General features: G+C 40.4%; 14 protein-coding genes, 1 tRNA gene and 1 pseudogene. 7 read left to right on the forward strand and 9 right to left on the reverse strand.

Going from position 1 to position 21,102, the window contains the following annotated elements:
• Positions 1–1,013 precede the first annotated feature (1,013 nt).
• The 6 genes from L6773_RS18360 to L6773_RS18380 all read left to right on the forward strand — a co-directional run bounded on the left by L6773_RS18360 (position 1,014) and on the right by L6773_RS18380 (position 8,232).
• Positions 1,014–1,436, forward strand: a complete 423-nt coding sequence (locus L6773_RS18360; protein WP_237855992.1) for a hypothetical protein — start codon at positions 1,014–1,016, stop codon at positions 1,434–1,436.
• Positions 1,437–2,221: 785 nt separating this feature from the next.
• Positions 2,222–4,201 (forward strand): trypsin-like peptidase domain-containing protein, encoded by a 1,980-nt coding sequence (locus L6773_RS18365; RefSeq protein ID WP_237855993.1) that lies wholly within the window; start codon positions 2,222–2,224, stop codon positions 4,199–4,201.
• 845 nt (positions 4,202–5,046) lie between these two features.
• Positions 5,047–5,523, forward strand: a complete 477-nt coding sequence (locus L6773_RS18370; RefSeq protein ID WP_237855994.1) for a phage tail protein — start codon at positions 5,047–5,049, stop codon at positions 5,521–5,523.
• Positions 5,524–5,525: 2 nt separating this feature from the next.
• Positions 5,526–7,310, forward strand: coding sequence for a type VI secretion system tip protein VgrG (vgrG, locus tag L6773_RS18375; protein ID WP_237855995.1), 1,785 nt, complete (start codon positions 5,526–5,528; stop codon positions 7,308–7,310).
• 45 nt (positions 7,311–7,355) lie between these two features.
• Complete coding sequence (locus tag L6773_RS21825; protein WP_369431598.1) at positions 7,356–7,589, forward strand: PAAR domain-containing protein; 234 nt, start codon at positions 7,356–7,358, stop codon at positions 7,587–7,589.
• Positions 7,590–7,707: 118 nt separating this feature from the next.
• Complete coding sequence (locus tag L6773_RS18380; RefSeq protein WP_237855996.1) at positions 7,708–8,232, forward strand: contractile injection system tape measure protein; 525 nt, start codon at positions 7,708–7,710, stop codon at positions 8,230–8,232.
• Positions 8,233–9,214: 982 nt separating this feature from the next.
• Here the strand turns inward: L6773_RS18380 and L6773_RS18385 are convergent.
• Positions 9,215–9,487, reverse strand: a complete 273-nt coding sequence (locus L6773_RS18385; protein WP_237855997.1) for a GIY-YIG nuclease family protein — start codon at positions 9,485–9,487, stop codon at positions 9,215–9,217.
• 172 nt (positions 9,488–9,659) lie between these two features.
• Here L6773_RS18385 and L6773_RS18390 point away from each other — a divergent pair, with 172 nt between their 5' ends.
• Entirely contained in the window at positions 9,660–10,097 is a 438-nt protein-coding gene (locus L6773_RS18390) for a hypothetical protein (protein WP_237855998.1), read from the forward strand.
• Between the two features lie 911 nt (positions 10,098–11,008).
• On the opposite strand, the gene L6773_RS18395 is transcribed toward L6773_RS18390, so the two are convergent.
• The 8 genes and pseudogenes from L6773_RS18395 to L6773_RS18430 form a co-directional block, all read right to left on the reverse strand.
• Positions 11,009–12,838 carry a hypothetical protein gene (locus L6773_RS18395; protein ID WP_237855999.1) on the reverse strand — a complete coding sequence of 610 codons (1,830 nt, stop codon included), beginning with the start codon at positions 12,836–12,838 and terminating at the stop codon, positions 11,009–11,011.
• Positions 12,839–13,629: 791 nt separating this feature from the next.
• Positions 13,630–13,704 (reverse strand) — tRNA-Asn (locus L6773_RS18400).
• Positions 13,705–13,979: 275 nt separating this feature from the next.
• Positions 13,980–14,162, reverse strand: a complete 183-nt coding sequence (locus L6773_RS18405; RefSeq protein ID WP_237856001.1) for a BF3379 family histone-like protein — start codon at positions 14,160–14,162, stop codon at positions 13,980–13,982.
• Between the two features lie 144 nt (positions 14,163–14,306).
• The gene (locus tag L6773_RS18410; protein WP_237856002.1) at positions 14,307–14,909 is read right to left on the reverse strand and encodes a hypothetical protein; all 603 of its coding nucleotides are present in this window, start codon (positions 14,907–14,909) and stop codon (positions 14,307–14,309) included.
• A gap of 14 nt (positions 14,910–14,923) precedes the next feature.
• Positions 14,924–15,427: a cytidine deaminase gene (locus tag L6773_RS18415; RefSeq protein WP_237856024.1), complete on the reverse strand. Its 504-nt coding sequence runs from the start codon at positions 15,425–15,427 to the stop codon at positions 14,924–14,926.
• A 72-nt stretch (positions 15,428–15,499) separates the two neighbouring features.
• Positions 15,500–15,667, reverse strand: a pseudogene (locus L6773_RS18420) (hypothetical protein); the annotation flags it as partial.
• Positions 15,625–18,528 (reverse strand): serine hydrolase domain-containing protein, encoded by a 2,904-nt coding sequence (locus L6773_RS18425; RefSeq protein WP_369431599.1) that lies wholly within the window; start codon positions 18,526–18,528, stop codon positions 15,625–15,627. The pseudogene L6773_RS18420 and the gene L6773_RS18425, both read right to left, overlap by 43 nt.
• Positions 18,529–18,550: 22 nt before the next feature.
• On the reverse strand, positions 18,551–20,995 hold the full coding sequence (locus L6773_RS18430; RefSeq protein ID WP_237856003.1) for a penicillin acylase family protein: 2,445 nt from the start codon (positions 20,993–20,995) through the stop codon (positions 18,551–18,553).
• Between the last annotated feature and the right edge of the window lie 107 nt (positions 20,996–21,102).

Here is a 21,102-nt window from a genome sequence, read left to right on the forward strand (position 1 = left end):
TTTATTTTCTGGGTATTAAATAGCCTTAAAATGAGTAATGCAACAACGACACAAACGGCAACAGTGGCGAGCAGAGTTAAAACAGTCTTTTTCATGAAATTTGAACTATTTTCAATGATTTTATTACAAAGTACTTCATGGTAAATTTTCGACAAAGTATTATTTAATTTACATTTATTCTACTTATTGGACTTTATTGAGCTTCAAGACGCTCTATAGTAAAAAATTATCAAAGTGATTATGTCCTTTTTTCTTGTTCAGAAACTCAAACAGTACAAGTTCATCTGAGCCTTCGAGTTCGTGAATATGGTCCTCTCTGCAAAACTAAATCTGAACATCTTACCAGGTTGGAACCACCCTTTATCTCCCCCGTCTCTTTGCCTGAGCTTGATGAATGTCAACCGGGCTAAAACGTATTACCATCTCAAATTATGCCGGTTGTGGGTGAGAATGAAGAAGCCCGAGGAACAATCCTTCCTTTTCGTTGGCGGTTGCTGCCATTCTGGGCTGAAGAGTAAGATGCCAGCTATAGCATGTTCAATGCACGGGCAGAAAACTTAGACAGAAAGAGATCTTACAAGCCTTATTTTTTAAAGAAACAGGTGCCCTGTGCCAGCCTCTGGTTTCAAAGAGTGGAAAGTAGAGAAAGGAAACAAACAACCGTATTATGGATAAAGGAGGGCATTCATAAGCCAGTGTGGTAAATAGCAGGTTTCCTGACTGGGAAGAGATTGAAGATAGGGAGGTAAAAAAGCCATGAAAACTGTCAACTAATATGACTTGCTATCCATCAAGCTGTTATTAGTATGAATCAAAAAATGGATTCCTTAAAAAAAAGTGAAATGTGAAACGGTTTCAGTTGAATTGCATCATTCAGTCAAAGGTAAAAAGCACTTGTGAAATGATTTCTAATGAAGTCCGGCCCCAAATCAGTTCTCATTTAAAGCTTTTATAGTCTGGCTCAAAAGTGTAAAATTTCATACATTTTAAAAGAACAATGCATTTAAACAGAGATGAAAAAATGTATATTGATCATATTATTTTTGTTCACTTCTTCTGCTTTACTTGCTCTTAATGTTAATGATCAAAAAGAAGACGCCTACCCACGTAAAAATTCATTCTACACTCAAAATTTTATAATCTTTCCAACGGCTAACTTTGACAGAATTTTACCTGTCAATGATAAAGTGGGTTTCATTTCTAAGATTGGTTTTGGTTTCTACGATACAATTGTACCGATATTAGAAGCATCTTTCTTTGCTCACAAGAAAAAAAGCTATGGCGAATTTGGCTTGGGTTATTGGGGTTTCGCTGGTGCTGTAATCAATGTTAATTACAGATTTATGGGTAGGAAAGGATTTTTGCTGAAAGGTGGCTTTTCCTTTGTACCCGGTGAAGAAGGTTTTCCGCTTTTGGGCTTAGGGTACTCTTTTTAGGTGGCCTGAAAACGCTCAAATTCTGTCTTTATGCAGCTTAAAGGGTTCTTTTACTGCATTTTCGGTTTTTTTGTTCATGAACAGAAACAAGAAAAGGCTGGCTATTCAGTTTCACAGTTACGCCCCAGGGATTGCAGATAGGGGAGCATAAAAAAGCCATGAAAGCTGTCAACTTACATGACTGGCTATTCATCATTATACGTATGAACCGAAAAAAACTGAATCCACTACAAAAAAGTGAAACGGTTTTCAGGAAAATGGTTTTATGCAGCAGAAAACAGAACGCAGTCACCGGTGCTTGTTTCAATGAAAGGCACATCCCTTATCGGTACTCATTTTAGGGTTTCCATTTCCTACATAACTTTACAAATTGATGTACCCCTTGTGTAGTAATCATATCATTTATTCGTATTTGCCAACGTATTAATAAGAAGAATGACAGCTATCAACCGCAATTCTACCTAAATGTATTTGAGAAGTGCGCTCAAGCACTTCTGTATATTCGTGATCTTAGTTGTATGATCCGAGAAATCGTAAAATCTTACAGAAAAGGTAAATTTATTGAACAGCTGTCAGAATTAAACCTACATCACCTCATTTAATACGCAGGTGATGAATGATCATCTGGTTTCCTGCTCTGGATTGATTATAGTGAGAGAAATAAGACGGAGCAGTACGATTTATTTGTCATTTGTAATATTTATTACGAGCATGTTTATGGGGATTTTACTATTTACAACAATTCTACCTAATCAATAAAGTGAGTAAAAACCTGGGAGGTTTATATGGCAGCTAAGACTATCACTCAGCAGGAACTAATTAACAAGGTTCTTGATATCGATATCAGCGATGAAGAACTGGCGAAATATTTTGTAATAGATGAAGACGCGAGTGAGGCGTTCGCACCTAAGGTTGTACCAAACCCGGAGATGGTTGAGGACAATGGCCTTGAGGGCGCTTTTCTTCTCAATGCGTTTAATGGCCTGGCCAGGGCGCGGCGTAATAGAAAGTACCGCCGGCGAATCAAGAAGTGGACCGGAGTGAAGATTGTTGCCGAAGGCGATTCCTGGTTTCAGTATCCACTGCTTTTAAAAGACACGATTGATCAGTTGATTGACCTGGATAAATTTCAGTATGCGATCTATGGTTTGAGCGAAGCCGGTGATCTGCTCTCGAATATTGTGAAGGAAGATGAAATTACCGAGGCGATTGAGAAAGAGAATCCGGATGTGTTTTTGATCAGTGGCGGCGGAAACGATATGGTTGGTGACAATCGCATGGCAACTCTGGTGCATGAATTTGATGCTAACCGATTGCCTAAGAATTACCCAAATGATAAGTTCGATCTGTTTTTGAGAGAGCTTGAGACATTGTATAGAGGTTTGTTTACTCGATTACTTGCTGACCGGCCACACTTGAAGATTCTTTGCCACGGTTATGACAACGCGATTCCTCAAGATGGGAAATGGTTGGGTAAGCCATTGAAGAAACGAAATATTTCCGACAAGGATTTGCAACGCGAAATTGTCGCGGTGATGATTGGCCGTTTTAATGAGCGATTGAAAGAGATCTCTGACGATTTTCCGGGTTCTGTCTATCACGTTGATTGCCAAAAGATCGTAGGTCCGAAGTCGAATTGGCAAGACGAGTTACACCCCAAGAACGAAGGTTATTTGAAAGTTGCTAAAAAGTTTGATGAGGTCATCAAACTTGCCTTAGCGGAAGACGCACCATCTGTAGCTATTCCTCTAAGGGCTATTGCACCTGATGCACCGGAGACCAAAGGAAAGGTTCCTGTAACGCTGCCGAAGCTGTCTAAGTTAGATAACCAGGACTTTCTAAATTTAGTGGTTAAGCGTGCAGAAGCTGTTATGGGCAAAGAGGTAGCAGTACCTAAAACACGTTATGAGCGCAAGCAGCTTGAGAAAGACATTAGCGAGCACTTTGAGAAAATTCATAAAGAGATTAATTTTCTGCCGAGTAGTTTTTTAGAGAAAGGTGTTATCCGTTCCAAATCGGTTTGCCGAATTACGACTGACAGTCATTACGGAAGTGGTTTTTTGATAGGCTCTCGGAATTTTATTATGACCAACAATCATGTGATTCCGGACACCCAAACTGCTGAAAGTAGCCAAGCTGAATTTGATTACGATGAAGATGATATATTGTATGCCGTATCGTTAGAACCGGATCGCTTCTTTATTACTAATAAAGATCTTGACTTCACCATTGTTGCTTGCAATCCGGATCCCTTACCTGCCGACATTAAAGCAATAGAATTATTAAGAGATCCAGACACCATCACTCGCGGTGAACGGGCCAATATCATTCAACACCCACAAGGGCGGAAAAAAGAGATATCGCTGCACGACAACAAAGTTAATTATGTTTATGACGTGAGTATTCGATATACAGCAGATACTGAAGGTGGTTCTTCTGGTTCACCGGTCTTTAATAACGAGTGGAACTTAGTTGCACTGCATCACGCCGGCTGGAGCGAAGCAGATGGCTCAGCTACCAATGAAGGAATGCGGATGAAGGCGATTGTTGATTTCTTACTTACTGAGAATGATAATGAGTCTTCAGCCATGCTTGAGAGTTTGGTTCAGCATATTACAGATGCAAAGCATGTTTCAGATAGTCATGGGAGAACCAGGCATACTCCGTCACCGTCCACTCCGACTAATATGAAGCGAGGAAAGGGAAATTCAGTGACTTTGAATTTAAATGGCGATGTTAATCAGATTACGATTAATTTTGATTGATTTGGAGTCACTGTCTGAAAGAGTGGGCAGTAGATTTCCAATTGTCATTTCGTTTATACTCAGCACGATCTTCATATATCTTTGGAGACGAATATGAGCTGTGAAAATATTATTAAGATGCCGACTCTTTCAGATATCGAGTAAGAAAAGCAAATGATTAGGGAATTATCCAAATTTTATATAGCCGATAGAGTCAAACTATCTGTTGAAGGAAGTTATGACAATCATCGGTGTGGTGGATATATAAAATGATGTATAAATACTGGGAGAGGCATCTCGAAATCAGGGGGTTAGGTTAGGGGTCCTAGAAATTAAGACCTGGTTTAAACTCTTTTAGTTTTGAGTATTCTTCTTAGGTCTAATTCGACCTCTAAATATCCTAACCATTCCGGAACTTGTAGTATTTGAATTCATAGATGATTAGTTTCTTCCTCGGTAAGCCGGCCGAGAATATAGTCCTCGATCATTTTTATAGGTTCTCTATTCACTTTGTTAGGATGCAATTTGCCGCAAGAGTCTGTGACTCCTGAATATATAAAGAGTGTAACTGTATCTGTTGGTGATGATAGAATTATTCAAGCAGAAAATGAACCGGAAAACTGGCTTTCGTATGAGCGGAATTATTATGAGGATCGATATAGTCCACTTAATCAAATAAATTCCGAAAATGTCAATAGGTTGGGATTGGTGCAAAAATGACCCCGGTTGATATATAAAATGGTATTATAAGAATAACGGTTAAGCTGGCTATTACAAGACCGGGAGAGTTTATTGTCATTACCTTTGAACAGAAGATGCAGGAATCGTGATTTACACTTAGTTATTAATCTCCTAATACTATAGTTATGGCAGGCGAACAACAAGAAGGTCGATCAACTCAATGGCCCTTACCCAAGTTCTATTTTACGGTAGACCTGGGGGCAGACAGCAGTGTCGGCGAGGTGCCTTTTCAAGAAGTTTCCGGAATGGAAATAGAGTCTCAAACTATTGAGTACCATGCTGAAAACGATAAACGATTTAGTACTGTAAAAATGCCCGGGATGGTAAAATCGGGCAATCTAATAATGAAAAAAGGGATGTTTAAAGATGACACAGCATTCTGGGAATGGTACAAGAAAATAAAAATGAATACAATTGCCCGCACGACCATAACTATAAACCTGCTGGATGAATCGGCATCTCCGTTGATGACCTGGGTACTTGCCAATGCATGGCCCACTAAAATCACGGTAACTGATATGAAAACCGACGCAAACGAGGTCCTCGTCGATACGATTGAAATCGTTCACGAAGGTATTACTCAAAATCATATAGGCAGATAACCATGGCATATTCACCCCTTAATGATAAAAGCATGTATGTACATTTCTCCATCCACGTTGATGGAAAACAGATTGATGATACCTACCGGGTAAATGAAATTGAGGTCTCGAAAGCGGTAAACCGGATTCCCAAGGCACATGTCTTGATCTACGATGGAAGTGCGTCAAAGTCGGATTTCGAAATTAGTAATACACAAACGTTTGTACCAGGCGGAATAATGGAAATTTCAGCCGGGTATGAATCTGGTTTTAATACTCTTTTCAAGGGCATTATCATAAAACACGAATTGCAGCTGCGAGATGGGAAAAGCTTTCTTGTGATAGAGTGCCGTGATGAGGCGTTAAAGATGACAACGAACCGTAAAAACGCCTTCTATAAAAAACAGAAAGATAGTGACATTATTACTTCCTTAATCAACAATACAGGCCTCACGTCTGAAGTTGATTCTACTAATGTAGAACACAAGGAAGTGGTCCAGTATTACGTATCTGACTGGGATTTTATGCTAATTCGTGCCGAAATAAACGGCATGCTCGTCTATGTTTCAGATGGAAAGGTAAGCGTGCAAAAGCCAAATTTTTCAGTTCAATCCGGCCTTAGACTGACATACGGAATGGATATCATCGACTTTAATGCTGTGATGAATGCGGAACTTCAGATGGTCAATGCTGTCGGTTACAGTTGGAGTTCTGAAGACCAAAAAACAATCTCTGCAGAGGGAGATACTCCCAATTATCCAAATCAAGGAAATATAAAGGTAAAGACTCTTTCAGACGTTGTTGGCCCGCAAGAGTATAGGCTTCAGAGTTCCGGCAGTCTTCATACAGATCAACTTAAGGGCTGGGCCACATCCAAAAAGCAGCTGTCTGGATTAACAGCCTATCGCTGCCGTTTTAAGTTCCAGGGAAGTGAAAAAGCAGTCGTTGGGTCAATGATAGAGATTGCCGGAATGGGGGACCGGTTTAATGGGAAGGCATTTATCAGCAGTGTAAGGCACATCATAAAGGATGGCGATTGGCTGACCGAGATTGAAACAGGTATGAGTGGTGATTTCTTTTCTGAGGAGGTGATGAATATCGAATCTCTACCGGTGACTGGATTGAACGCTTCAGTGCGGGGATTTCACTATGGAAAAGTAAAACAGATACATGAAGATCCCGATGGTGAAACTCGTGTACTTTTAACAATGCCGATTATGGAGAATGATGACGGTATATGGGCCCGTCTATCCACACTCTACGCATCAAATAATTCCGGAACATTTTTTATACCGGAAATTGATGATGAAGTATTGGTAGGATTTATGAATGATGATCCAAGCTTTCCCGTCATTCTTGGATCTTTATACAGCAAAAAAATTAATGCTCCTTACATACCGGATAACAAGAACTCAGTAAAAGCGATCGTCACGAAAAACCAGCTCAAAATTGAGTTTGAGGATGATAAGAAGATCATCACTATCGAAACCCCCGGAAAGAATATTATTCGTTTCAGTGACGATGAGAAATCAATCACAATAACGGACCAACACAATAATAAAGTGGAGTTATCCGCCGAGGGAATAGTATTAGATAGTCAATCGAATATCCATTTAAAAGCTCTTGAAGACATCAATATAGAAGCTATCGGAAATATTACCATGAAGGCATCAGAGAATATTGACATCTCTGGTTTGGCTATCAGTAGCTCAGCAAATACCTCGTATTCGGCCAGCGGAAACGCTTCGGCAGAATTCTCTTCATCGGGGACCTGCACGGTTAAAGGTGCAATGGTGATGATTAATTAAATGAAGAGCGATAGTTGCACCATGCACATTTAAAAGAGTACTCAAATGCCTTTAGCAGCAAGAATTACAGACATGCATTCGTTTCCTATGGTTACACCAGGATTACTACCAATTCCACATGTTGGCGATTCATGCGTTTGCGTTGGTCCGCCAGATTCCATTATTAAAGGGTCCGCTACAGTCATGATATGCGGCAAACCAGCAGTACGGATGGGTGACACAAAGGCTCATGGTGGAATTATCGTGATTGGAATATCAACAGTAATGGTTGGAGGATAAAAAAAATGGCTCAGCTGAATAAAAACGGATCATATTTTAGAGATTGTTGAAAAGAAGCAAGATATGAGGAAAGCACTCCATATCATTTTCCCACATTAAAAAGATGAGGATGTTTAGCATGGATGATAAAATGTTTAATAGAGAATCTATCTACACCTCAAGGGCAGGGTTGGTTCTTGCTGCCCCGTTTTTCCCAAAACTGTTTGACAGGCTGGGATATCTAATCAATGGAATCTTTGTGGAAGATTCCACTCAATCGCGAGCGGTACATATTTTGGAATTTATTGTGACGGGATATGAGAATGTTGAAGAGCATGCTCTTGTGCTTCAGAAGTTGCTATCAGGCTTGCCGATTCAGAAACCGGTTGATCCACTTGATGAATTGACAGAACAGGAAATTGAAATATCAGAGAGTATGCTCAATGCGTTACTAAGCAACTGGCCTGGTTTGGAACATACCACTATTGATGCACTACGAGAAACGTTTTTACAAAGAGAAGGCCGTCTCCAAGAAGAGGATGGGCAGTGGACTCTAAGCGTTGAGATCAAAAGCGTGGATGTTTTGATTGATCGCATTCCCTGGAGTATCGGCGTGATAAAGCTTCCCTGGATGAAAAACGTACTTAAGGTGGAATGGAGATAGACATAAATATCAAAACCGCTTTTGGTTGGATTATGGACACCATCTTAAAACCAGTACGGTAATTCTTAATTATTGAATCGATAAGCCAATAGAAACTGTCATTGTAAATTTGCAGGTAAGAAATCTTTAAAGAAAGTTCGATTTGGATGACATGCGCTGTCATTCGCAGATATTACCTTACAGCTAAAAGGTTATGAATCCTGAGAAACACCCACCACTTACTATTTTATGTATCGTTTTGGGGAAGTCACAGACCGGGCCTGTTGATAGAATTCAACCTCTTCGGTTAGAAACAGAGGAAGGTAAAAGGTGCTATGTGGATTAGGTACGCCATCATACCAAGCACCGGCAGGGAAAGACTTTTCTACAACAATTCATGGTGCGAACCAAACAGGATTATTTCTTAGAAATATGGCTGGACCGGCATACGCTTTTTTGGTGTCTTACTGAGGAGCAGGCAAAGGACGGGATTGTTATTAATTATTGAGTTTTGAAAAAGTGTGATGTCTTGTTTACTTCCTTCCAATTTTGATACCACCTTTCAGATAGATATCAGCGACTCTATTTAATTAAATCCCTCAAGACATGTGTAGTAGATAAACCTTATGGGAAGACATTTGAGAGTTAGAAAAGTGGTTTAATGCAGACCGCAATGAACTTGATGTGTTTCAACCAGGCTAAAGCGTATCACCATCTCAAATTATGCCGGTTGTGGGGCAGAATGAAGAAGCCCGAAGAACAATCCTTCCTTTTCGTAGGCGGTTGCTGCCATTCTGTGCTGAAGAGTAAGATGTCAGCAGCATGATCAATGCCCGGGCAGAAACCTTAGACAGCAAGAGGTCTTACAAGCCTTATTTTTAAAAAAGCTCCCCGGGTTGGACCTATCTGTCGTTTCTCATAGAATTCAAATTAAGGATATTAAAGCAGTTAGGCAGGTTCGAACGAACGTACCGACAGCTGTCGGGATAACAGCCGATTGCTCTTACTCCAAATAAGTTCGGATATCGATTTTTCCATCAATCAGAAGGCGAATCATCTTCTTGCTCTTCCACTTTTTTACTACTTGTTCCGCGTGTAGTGCCTGTTGTTTTGTATCAAATGGATGAGTGTAAGCCAGTTTCCACGGCCGGTAACGCTGTGTATATCCTTTGCTTTCTCCGTTATGATAGGGGAGTCGCCGGTTGGGATTATCGGAACTTCCGATGTAATAGGTATCTTTGACGCTTGATTTGAGGATGTACAGTGAGTATTTCATAAACAAAAAAAGGACGAATTAGCTGAGCTCATTCGTGTGTTTTTAATTGTTTACTTGGAGTGCTTATGTTTGTAATCAAATGTCATCTTTATTAAACTTTTTTGTTTAAATTAAAATCATTACTTTATCATTGTCATTTTAATTAAACATATTAATAGAAAATAAATAAACTATGTCAATTAATAGTTCAGATTTACTAAACAAAGAATATAAAACATATGCTGATGCAGTTAGCGCAATATTAGAAAAGAGAGATTTATCTCAAATATGGCTTGTTAAACAGATTCAACGTGAAAATCAAAGGATCAAAAGTTTACAACAACAGATGAGTCGATGGCTAAGAGAATCAGCTACTATCAGTGAAGGATACCAACATCGAATAAATAATGCTCTTGACGTTTTTATTAGACGAGAATCGGATGGGAAATGGGTTATATTGCAAAAAAATCAGTCAGATCCGATTGAAGAACAAGGTATATTCCAAATTTTTGAGCAAAAAATTGACAAAATTGGAGAAAAGGATCTAAACTATCTTCCTTCATTGGTTAGAGTACGAAATAAACTGAATAAGAAAATTCGGATGATGACAGAATCTAAAGAGTTCGCATAGTAACAAAGTGTATTCAAGGTCTCTTTTAACTAGATATTGTAACAGATAAACATTTTACTTCTACAGCTTAGTATTAAAAGGAGTAATCTGCCTATTTAATTTTCTTGAGAGTTCGATATTGTCGTAAAAAAAAATCTTATAGCTTTATAGCAGTATGGAGGATTACCATTCTTTTGTTGAAGTTCTTAAAACATAAAAATTGTAAATAAAGAATCTGATTTTTCCGATCTGTTTGATGCGACAAAAAGATTTTACGGATATTAATTTCTTTTCCCATTATTGTCCCAAAACTATTCAATAATTGTTCCAATTTCTTGATTTTCAGAATTTATGGAAGGGCATAAAAAAAGACTCAAAACATCGTTTATTGTATCTTGAGGCTTGTTTTTGATGGCTCCCCGGGTTGGAGCGATATGCGAACTGTTTACCGCGTAATATGGCCTATAAAGGTTATAAACAATGGAAGTAGAGGAATATCTTTTGAATTGGATAGCCAAAAATTCGCGAAAACATACCCATTTTTAAAAGGTGCGAACTATCGGTTAACAGAGAAATCTGTTAACTTTACAAAGAAGAAAAAGGTCAAAGAAAGTAGGAGGGAGCAAGCTATTCTCTACAGAAAACTATTGAAATCTGGGAAGGTGAAAAATAGGGCAGAGCCTGCACGTAAATTTGGAGTGAGTCAAGCCTGGATTACGAAGGTTTTTTCTTAGTTTTGGCAAAATCATTTGAGCTATATTATCAGTGTGAAGAACTTAAATCTACCAAATTAAGGGCGGCCTCTTTTTATAATACTTCCGTGACTCCCCCATTTCGATTCAATTCTGCTTTTGTTTGAGCCCCCCTTTTGTAAACCAAAAAACCCCTGCCCCGGGAATCCGGAGCGGGGGTTTTTATTTAGAAGAAGAACCTCATTTTTTAGAGATACGGTAAATCACATTCTTGCCTCCTCCCGAAACATAAATATCGCCAGATTGGCCAATGGTCACCCCATCAAATAAGTATGTAGGAGGTAAGGCGGCGTCCAGACCAACAGCAGGTCCACTCAGATTGAGGCCATCTGCGATTATGCTCACATCTCCATTCTCCAAATCAATGCGCGATAACCGTGATTCGCCTGGTTCAACAACCAGCAGGCCGCCTTCTTTATCCCAAGCCAATCCTTCTGGGTTATTAAGTCCGAATACAATAGGTACGGCTGGTTTTGGAGTATCGCCGTCAAACTCTATCTGCCAAATAATGCCAGTACCCCAGTCAGCCACCCATAAAGTTTCTCCATCAGTTGCCAAACCACTTGGCGCAAATACATTGGTGTTGTCTATTGGCAAGATCATCGCTTTGTCACTTGCTCGTACGACGCCGCCAAGGCCCAGATCGGAAACCACTATGTCATTCTTAAACCGAATGGCATCTATTGGAACACCCATTTGATAAGTATCAATGATCTGCTCAGATTGTGGATTCCAAACCTGAACTACTTGTCCGAAATAGGAAGACACAATCAGATTCTCCCCGTCCGCAGAAAGAGTAAATGGAGTGGTCAGATTGTCTTCACCACCAAGTAAGTCACCTTTATAAACATATTCCTCCCTGCCGGTGAGTCCATTCAATTGGTACAATCGGAACAAGTTGGCAACAAACAAAGCATCTCTGTTATTTGACCCAGGTAAAACTGCCATGCCCATAGGTGCAATCATCCCTCCACCACTGATGGTGCGAGGCTGACCACTGGGTAGAATTTCTACAACCGATCCAAAGTCGGCATTAGAAATATATAAGGTGCCCTTGGAGTCAAAGGCCAGATTGTCAAGGCCCTCTTGAATTTTTATAAAAAGTGTTTTTTCTCCTGCCACGGTATTTAATTTGAAAACTTCACCTGTTTGATCCAGGACGTGAAGGACTCCCTCGGAATCAAACTTTACAGCTGCAGGCACTGTGAAGCCATCGGCTACGAATTCTGCGGTGCCATCACCAAAAGGATCTGTAGAAGTTGGATCTCCTGGCTCTCCGACATCTACCCGCATCAAAAAGCCACCTGCAAATGACGGTCCGTACAATTTGCCATCTGGACCAAAGTCGAATCCATTCAAAAAGCCAAGCAATGGATTTGCCGGTGTGGAAGCAATGATTTGCCTCGGTGTGTCAATAAGGTTCGGGTCCAGCTCATATAATCCATCTCCCAAAAAAGCGAGCGCAACAAAAAGACGTCCCTCCTCATTAAAGGTAATAGGATTGACACCAGGTGCAACAAATTGCTTGGTCACCACCCCTTCCGGGGTCATACGGCCAACCTCACCAGTATATAAATCAGTCCAATAAAGCGAGCCGTCCGGTCCAAACGCCAAATCATCAGGAGAGATCACTCCATTCGTCGGGCCAAGTCTCTTTAAGATCTTGCCGTTTTGCTTATTCATTACGATTATTTCCTGATCGGCAACACTGGCAATATAAAGATTGCCATCCGGTCCGAAGTTTATGCCATTGGCACCTTTAATGTGAGCTCCGGTATAAATCTCCTTCACAAGGACTTTTGAATTCTGGTCCTTCTTGTCTATTGCCGAATCAAAAGTTGAAGTCTCCCCATTAAAATTGGCACCTGTTTGCTCGTCTACGACGGAATCAAACCCCATCACCGTCAGGGTCATGACTAGCATCAGGGTAAACCCCTTAAAAAGGTTCAGCCCGCTATCTGCCCTGCCCTTATGTACTGTGTTAGTTAGATCGGTTGGTTTATCTCTCATCCTGTCACTCCATGATTTTGTTAAGCACAGGGTTATCCCTATGCTTTAGATATGCAATGAATTAGGTAGCTAATAAATTCTAGTTTAACAAATAAATTCTAACTATTGAACATTTCAATCGTTATAAATTAACTAAGAAAACCATAAACGCTGTTCTAAAAACCTATACCATCTAACAAATAACTACATCCTAATCTCATCCAAATCTTAATATTTTTAAACAATAATTTTTTATTTGCGAATAAAAATTACATCCAATAGAGGGCTTTGCATAACCCCCATGTTTCGAAGAGTTGATCCTTTATGAAGAATTTTATTTAAAATATCTAGAGTGCTTTAAATTCAAAAATTACCAGATTAAATGGACAATTGGCGAGTACTAAGAAGGACATTAAAAACACATTATTATTACTAACTAAAAATCCAGAGGGCCCATCTGTTAATCTATTCCAAAAGCAACTTGATGATTTAGGCTTGAGAAAACAAGAGATGGAAGATGAAATCGAATTTTGTAAAAAGGAACGTAATCGATTGAAGGACCATCAGCTGCTAGATGATGAATCTTATAAGTCCCTGTTGAATGAATTTATATCGCTATGGGAAGAAAGTTCTAAATTTGAGAGAATAGAACTGGTCTGAACATTAGTTCGATCTGTTAACTCAACTATGAAAACGTCAAATCAGGGTAGCATTGAAATATGCTATATAGCAGATAAAAAGCTGGAATCAGACTGGTCAGAAATAAAAAATGCGAACTCTGATGAGATCAAAGTTCGCACGTCGGGTATAGATGGCTCCCCGGGTTGGATTCGAACCAACGACCGATCGGTTAACAGCCGATTGCTCTGCCACTGAGCTACCGAGGAGTGTCAGTAAAAAAATGTGTCAATAAAATGTTGGTTCGGATTCCTCCGAAGAAGTCTCTTTGGGAGAACCAACGTCCCGACTACTGTCGGGATAACCTCCGATTGCTCTGCCACTGAGCTATCAAAGAATGTTTCCTTGAATCCGTGTTATCGATTTCCTTAGAAGTACCAAATATAAGGCCTTCTGAATTCAGATGTCAAGGAAAACTTGTACAAATTTTATAAAAAAAATAGCCGCTGCTGTGAGCGGCTATTAAAAAATCAAATAGTGGAAACTAAACTTTACCAGCGTTTTTCATGTCCTGGATTTCTAAACGAATTTCTTGAGATTTCTTCTTAATCTCTTGTAATTTTTTTCGGGCTCTTGTTCCGGCAGCTTTATTTCCTTTTTCGTAAAACTTGTCAATATCCTCTTCGAGTTCGGTTACTAATTGATTTAGTTCTTCTTTTCTACTCATAAGTAACACCTGTTGGTTAGTTCATGTTTTATCGTACTTCAATTGCCACAAACTATTGAAGAAGTGCTTAACTGGCAAATGAAAAGCCGTTATTTTTCGTAATTGAACACTTTTTAATAGAAAAAGATATGCGTACCCGAAATGTCAAAAGTCAGATCCTGTTCTTATCCGAACGTCAGTTGCGAGGTCTCTGAGATTTTCGGGTATATGCTTCTCTATAAAGGATTTATCAATATCCCGTATGCTCATTTTTTCAGGAAAATCCTGTTTGATAATATCCGAAGATTCATCAACACTAAAGATTGTTATCTCTTCAATCTCAAACCTGGCTGATAAGGCCGTAGCCATTCTTGATAATGGTAATGGTGCATATTGATTAGTTCTCTCGTCTAAACAAAGATTTGAGATTAAAACCATCGGGTGATCGGGTAAATTTTCAATCTGTTTTTTGTCGATATTTATGGATGAATCGTCGAATGTAATAAGCGACTTTTGAAATCCGTTCAGTGCGATTGTTGAAATACCTTCATCTGCAAAAAGGGCCACTAATCTGTGATTCAACTCTTTAATAGCTCGGATTTGTGCTTGATCTCTCATTACACCGGTTTGGATGATGCGTTCTGTGTGTTCGCTGTCACCGTGAATAATGATTCCGCGTTTATCTTTCCTTGCAAGTGATTTCGCAAATGAATTAAGAAAAACACCATTGTCGAGATGTTCGTAGTCGAGTACTGCCAAAAAATCCATTTTTATAATAGTTCTTACTTCTTTAGAGAATTTGTTGTAAATCCGTTGGGCAAAAGGTGTGATACAAAATGTCTTGATTTTGAATCATCATCGTGATGTAGTTGCGCAACTTGCTCAGGCATGAATTCATAAAGCACCTGCCTGCAGGCTCCGCAAGGGCTGATAAATTCACTTTTAGGGGCGTAGATATGGATGCCTTTAAATTCATTAAACCCGACAGAAATTGCTCTTGCGATGGCAACCCGCTCTGCACAAAGGCCCAGATTCCACTGCTCAAATTCAATGTTCACACCGGGAATATATCCGTCTTTCGTTTCCAGCAGAGCCGACACCGGAAATCCCGACCTGTCAGAAACACTCTTTTCACATAAGTTTTTCAGTTGATTGGTTACATCATTTATTCCATCAATCAACGGATCATATAACACTGAGTCATCGGGTAATCTATCCAGTGTTTTTAATTGAAATGTTTGAGTCCAGTATTCAGACAAACCATCATTGTTGGATTTGCCGTCCATAACAGCCACCGGTTCATCTCCATTTCCTAGACAACTGCAAACTCCTGCCTGAACCGCAGCGATTGTTAGCGGGAAGGAGATGTTTTCAACTCTAACCCCCGGATAAACAACCCCTGAGGAGCCCAGAATCAGACAGCTTTCCGGTTTTTTTGAATAAGGTGTATAACTGTTTGATGATATATCCAAACTGAGTTCTTTCAATAGTTGATACTTTTCATAACTGCATCTGCAATTTCCGCGCGTATTCGACTGATTCGGCTTCCATAACTTCTGTTGGGATAGGTTCGATTTGTTAAAACGATGATTGCGATGTTTTCATCCGGATCTACCCAAAAACTTGTGCCTGTGAATCCTGTATGCCCAAAACTATTTTCACTTGTCAGCGTTCCTGCAGTACTGAATCCTTCGCTTTTTCGATCAAATCCCAAACCACGTTGATTAATGGGTGACTGATGACTCGTAAACAGGTCGATAATTTCAGGAGAGAGGTACTGGTGTCCGCCGTAGTTCCCGTCATTCAATAGCATGAAGAAATATTTAGCCATATCATGGACGGATGAGAATAATCCGGCATGTCCCGAAACACCATCCATAAAATACGCACGTTCATCATGAACTTTTTTGTGAACGAGACCCCGGTTGTACACGGTATCAATTTCTGTAGGCGGAATTCTGTTCGTCAATACTGAACCGATCTCTTCCGGGTTGAAGGTTGTGGAAGTCATTCCCATAGGCTCATAAAATTCATCGTGCACGTATTCGTCGATTCGTTTCCCGGTCACCTCTTCAATAATTTCAGCGAGCAGGATGAATCCTAAATCGCTGTAAACATACTCTTCACCGGGGTCATTAATCAGAGGTTCATTTCGTACAGCTTCAACCAGTTCATTGCGGGTTCGTAATTCATCCACATAAATTCGAAATGCTGGAAGGCCGGAGGTGTGTAACAGAAAATGACGAATGGTAATCTCTTTTTTCAAGCCCTCATTAAATTCAGGAATATATTTTGAAATCGGATCATCAAGAGAAACTTTTCCTTCATCCACCAATTTCATCATAGAGGTTGTTGTGGCCATAATTTTAGTGATGGAGGCCATATCGTAAATTCCGTTGGTTTGGACCGCTTTTGTCTTCGAATAGTCGTGATATCCGTAAGCTTGTTGCCAGACAAGAGCGCCGTTTCGCATTACTCCGACAACTCCGCCGGGGAAAACAGAATCGTTGATGGCACTTTGCATGATTTTATCCACCTGGAGCAGTGAGTCGATGGACATATTTGCGGCAATTGGGTCGTCATAACGAACGGTGGATTGTGGCATCTCAATTCCATCGCCAATTTCATACATGCCCGGTACCTCACCGGGAAATTTGCCCTGGATATCAGAAGCGCCAAAGATGGCCGGAATAGTTCCTCTTACCTGGTCACTTGCGGCCGACCATGCCATCAGATGAACATCAGCGTCCGAAAAATTTTCAACAATGTATGGGTTCCCGAATGAGAGCAGGATTTCCGGTTTATCGAAGCCTGAGAGTTGTTCAAGGATTCGATTGTACTCTTCAGGCATTTGAAGAGAGTGATATGAGCGAACCCTTATGAATGAACCCAGAATAATCAGGTCAGCCTGTTGGGCATCTTCCATCAATTCCTGAATCTCTTCGTTGCTGGTCCTGTAATCTAACGAGTGATACTGCACATTTTCGTGATACCGACTGATCTCTCGTCTTAACGTTCTTGCGGAGGAATGCTCTTCACCATCTGATATTCCAACAACTAATATATTTGGATAATCTATCTGGCGGATCGGTAAAATATCTTCATCTTTTAAAACAGTAACGGATTCTCTAACAATTCGATTAGCTGTATTCTGAAATTGCGGTGTATTGATTTTATAATTTAACGACTCAATATTCACCAATCGGTTTGAAAAAATTCCTTTATCGGCCTTCAATTGAAGAATTTTACGAACTGAAAAATCGATACGCTCTTCAGATAATTCACCGGATTCAACTGCTTTTTTGATCTCATTAATGGCTGCTTTTTCATCTGTACTTACCAGCATTTGATCCGCTCCGGCTTGCAATGCTTTTATTACCGCTTGGCCGGGTGAGTAGTGTGCCGCAATACCCTGCATCTCCAAACCGTCTGTTACAATGAGTCCGTTAAAAGAGAGGCTATCGATAAGAATTTTATTTAGAATAGATGGATCAAGTGTGCCGGGAAGTCTTTCATTTTCACTGATATTTGGAAATGATATATGTGCACTCATAATGCTCTGCATCCCCTCGTTGATAGACTGACGGAAGGGAGCAAGTTCAACGGAATCAAGCCTTGCATAATCATGTGTGATGGTGGGAAGTGCCAGGTGAGAATCCGTTTCCGTATCACCATGGCCTGGAAAATGCTTGCCCGTTGAGATCAAACCTTCACTTTGAACACCTTTCATGAACTCTTCACCATATTCAGCAACCATTCCCGGGTCTGCAGAGTAAGATCGAACATTAATCACCGGGTTGTTGGGATTATTGTTTACATCCAGCACGGGTGCATAGATTTGATGTACCCCAATGGCTTTTGCTTCATGTGCTGTTATTTTCCCCTTTAGATAGGCATTGTAAGAATTACCTGTTGCAGCTATTCCCATCGCCGGTGTAATCCGGGTGGTGCCGTCAATACGCATTGCAGCACCAAACTCCATATCCTGTGCAATCCAGAGGGGATATTTAGCAATTTTTTGAAGTTCGTTGTTTCTCACTGCCTGGCCATAAACATCCCCCTGGAAAAAAATGATTCCGCCTACATGATAGTCGGTTATCAGTTCTTTTAACCGCAGGTAATCCAGGTCACGATCGTTTGAAAATTCACCGTATGCCCGAACCATAAAAAGCTGGCCAATTTTTTCATCAAGAGTCATTTCATCCAACAGAGATTCAACATCAATATCTTCATTTTCTTCAAATGAGATGGTGTTGCCCAACTCATTTTCAGAACCTGAGATCGTTGCTGCCGCAGTATAGATTGAAATGCTAATTAAAATGAATAGAAGGGTTAAAAAACTGGTTTTTCTTGCGTTATTTTGAGCAAATGGAAAGACTGATTTCATGTTTCAAAAACGAATTTATGAGTTAGTTCGGTGAAAGTGTCATGGTTTGATAGCTGGTTTCCCTGAAGAAGGTACTATCTTGATAGATAAATCGGTAGCGGCCCTCAAGCCACAAGTTGGTTTGATCTCCATAATTGGTGGAGAGTGGATTCCCGGACTGGCCGGTTGGCAAAATACTCTGCGATTTACCGGGAGTTGAAAAATCTACGATCCTGCGGATGGAAGGTCCTAAATGCATCTCAAAGGGAAAATCCCAGCTATACTGGGCTTTGTTGATGGACATGCTATTGCCGCTAACTGTATAGGGGCCTTTGCTGAACAGATTATTTACAATCACTTTTAGAACGCCGGGTGAGTCCGGGTTTTGGCTTGCTTCTCCAAGTAATGGCGGCCTTAGTGTGAAATCAAGTACATTTTCCCATCGCCATTCAAACGGTTCAGAGCCAAATTCGCTGTTCAACTGTTGAAGCGTTTGAACCATACTCTCACGTACAATCTGATCCCGGGTTTCTGTTTGGGATGTGTTTTTATCATCAAAATAGGTGCTGTTATTTTTGAGCATCTCAGAGATAATAGTTACCGGCAGATGTTCAAGACGTGCTAAATTATCGAACACTGTTTCACCGATATCATCTACCAAAATGTTTCTGGATAGATTGATGAAAAACAGGTCAAATATTGAGGCTGCTGTGGAGGTTGACGTATACTCGAAATTCCAGTTCTCAAGATAGGAGAGAGCGGTTTGTACTTGGTCTGCATTTTCGCCGCTTCGAAGTATCGGTAGAATCATTTCAGTTGTCTCACGGGCGTGTTCAGAGTAAACATCATTTTGTATTGTCTCAAAATTTTCAACATTCAGGCTGTTGTTCGTTTCCAGTAACTGATTAATTCTCATAATTCTTGAGGGTGGCTCCCAAAATGTGGAGATATAGTACGGATAGCTGTCGGTGTGCATTTTATTGTTGGCATGAGCCACAAATCCTTCCTCCGGGTTAATCTTGTGAGGAAGTTGATCAAAAGGAATGGTGTCTTGCCAGTCATATGAAGGGTCCCAACCATCTCTGAACATGAGCGGGTTGTAATCACGAATCGGTAAATTGGCTCCTGTAAATATTGCGATATTATTTTCTCTGTCTGCATAGATAAAATTCATGCCGGGTGAATGGAACAACGCTACAGCATCTTGAAATTGCCCCATCGTTTCTGCGTGATTCATCTTATAGACAGCCCAGAGTTCCTGGCTGACTTCGTGTCCCATCCACTCTAAGCTGATCACTTTATCACCGAGAGAGGAGTCCGGATGAATGTCGCTAATAACAGGCCCGTGCTTTGTACTTCGAACGATATGGAATTCATCATCACTGCCTTTTACCTCAATAATTTCTTTGCGTGTCTGGAACTCTTGATATGTTGTTATCGAATCGGTTACGCTGTCAACAATGTACTCATTCGGATTTTCGCGATTGACCTGCTCAGAGAAGAAATCTGTGTCGTCCGACATGATATTGGTCATCGACCAGGCCAGATGCTCATTCTGTCCCAAAACCACAAAAGGAAAACCTGGAATTGTGGCTCCTGAAATCTGATGATTGGGTGTATGATAGGAAGCCTCGTACCAAAAACCGGGAATATTTAAACCCATGTGCGGATCGCCTGCGAGGATAGGAAGGCCGGAATCTGTTTTACTTCCATTTACAGCCCAAGCATTACTTCCGAATTGAGTTCCTTTCTTCTGAAGAAACCTCCTGAATTCCAATTCGGTTTCTAAGAAGGGTATAGCAGCCGAAGCGAAGCCTGATGATTCAGATTCTGAAAGTGTGGTTGGATATTGATTATCATACACCGGAACAAGCTGCTGAAAATTGTAAAAGTCCATCTGCTCCGCCAGGTATGCATATGTTAACTCGCTCCACCAATGGATGTTTTGATCCCACGCCATCAAACGTAAAAGAGCGAATGAATGGGTAGGTGTCCATTCGATTGGTTTCACATCAAGAAGTGTAAATTCAGCCGAAAGATTGCTTTCATTTTGACGTATGAACTCATTTACACCTGCCGAATACTGTTCCATGATATGAATCAGTGAATCCGGGGCTTCAGCCTCAATTCGTTTTGCCGTTTCCCAAAATCCAAGAGTCCGTTGATAGATATCATACTCAACCAGGTCCTCACCCAAAAATTCGGCAAATCTACCTTCAGCCGCGATCTGGGAGAGTGTCATCTGCCACAATCGCTCCTGTGCGTGGATATACCCGATCGTGTAATACAGGTCATCTTCATTTTCAGCATAAATATAGGGAACCGCATATGGATCCCAATGCACTTCGGTTTGTTGTTGAAGTCCGTCAAGTTGTACATTGGAGTTGTATTCAGGAAGTGGTAAATAAAATGTCCAGTAAACGGACAGGATTGCGACCCCGATGAATAAGATTCCAATAAAAATCAGAAGTTTTAAAATAAATTTCATGTAATAGCTTCTGTGTGAAAATGAAGTTTGGTGTAAGATTGAAAATTCATCACAAAATACATACTCTCAGAACCGAAAGTAATGATAATCAATTGAAAATTTGGAGC

Source organism: Rhodohalobacter sulfatireducens (assembly GCF_022012475.1).
Lineage (GTDB): Bacteria > Bacteroidota > Rhodothermia > Balneolales > Balneolaceae > Rhodohalobacter > Rhodohalobacter sulfatireducens.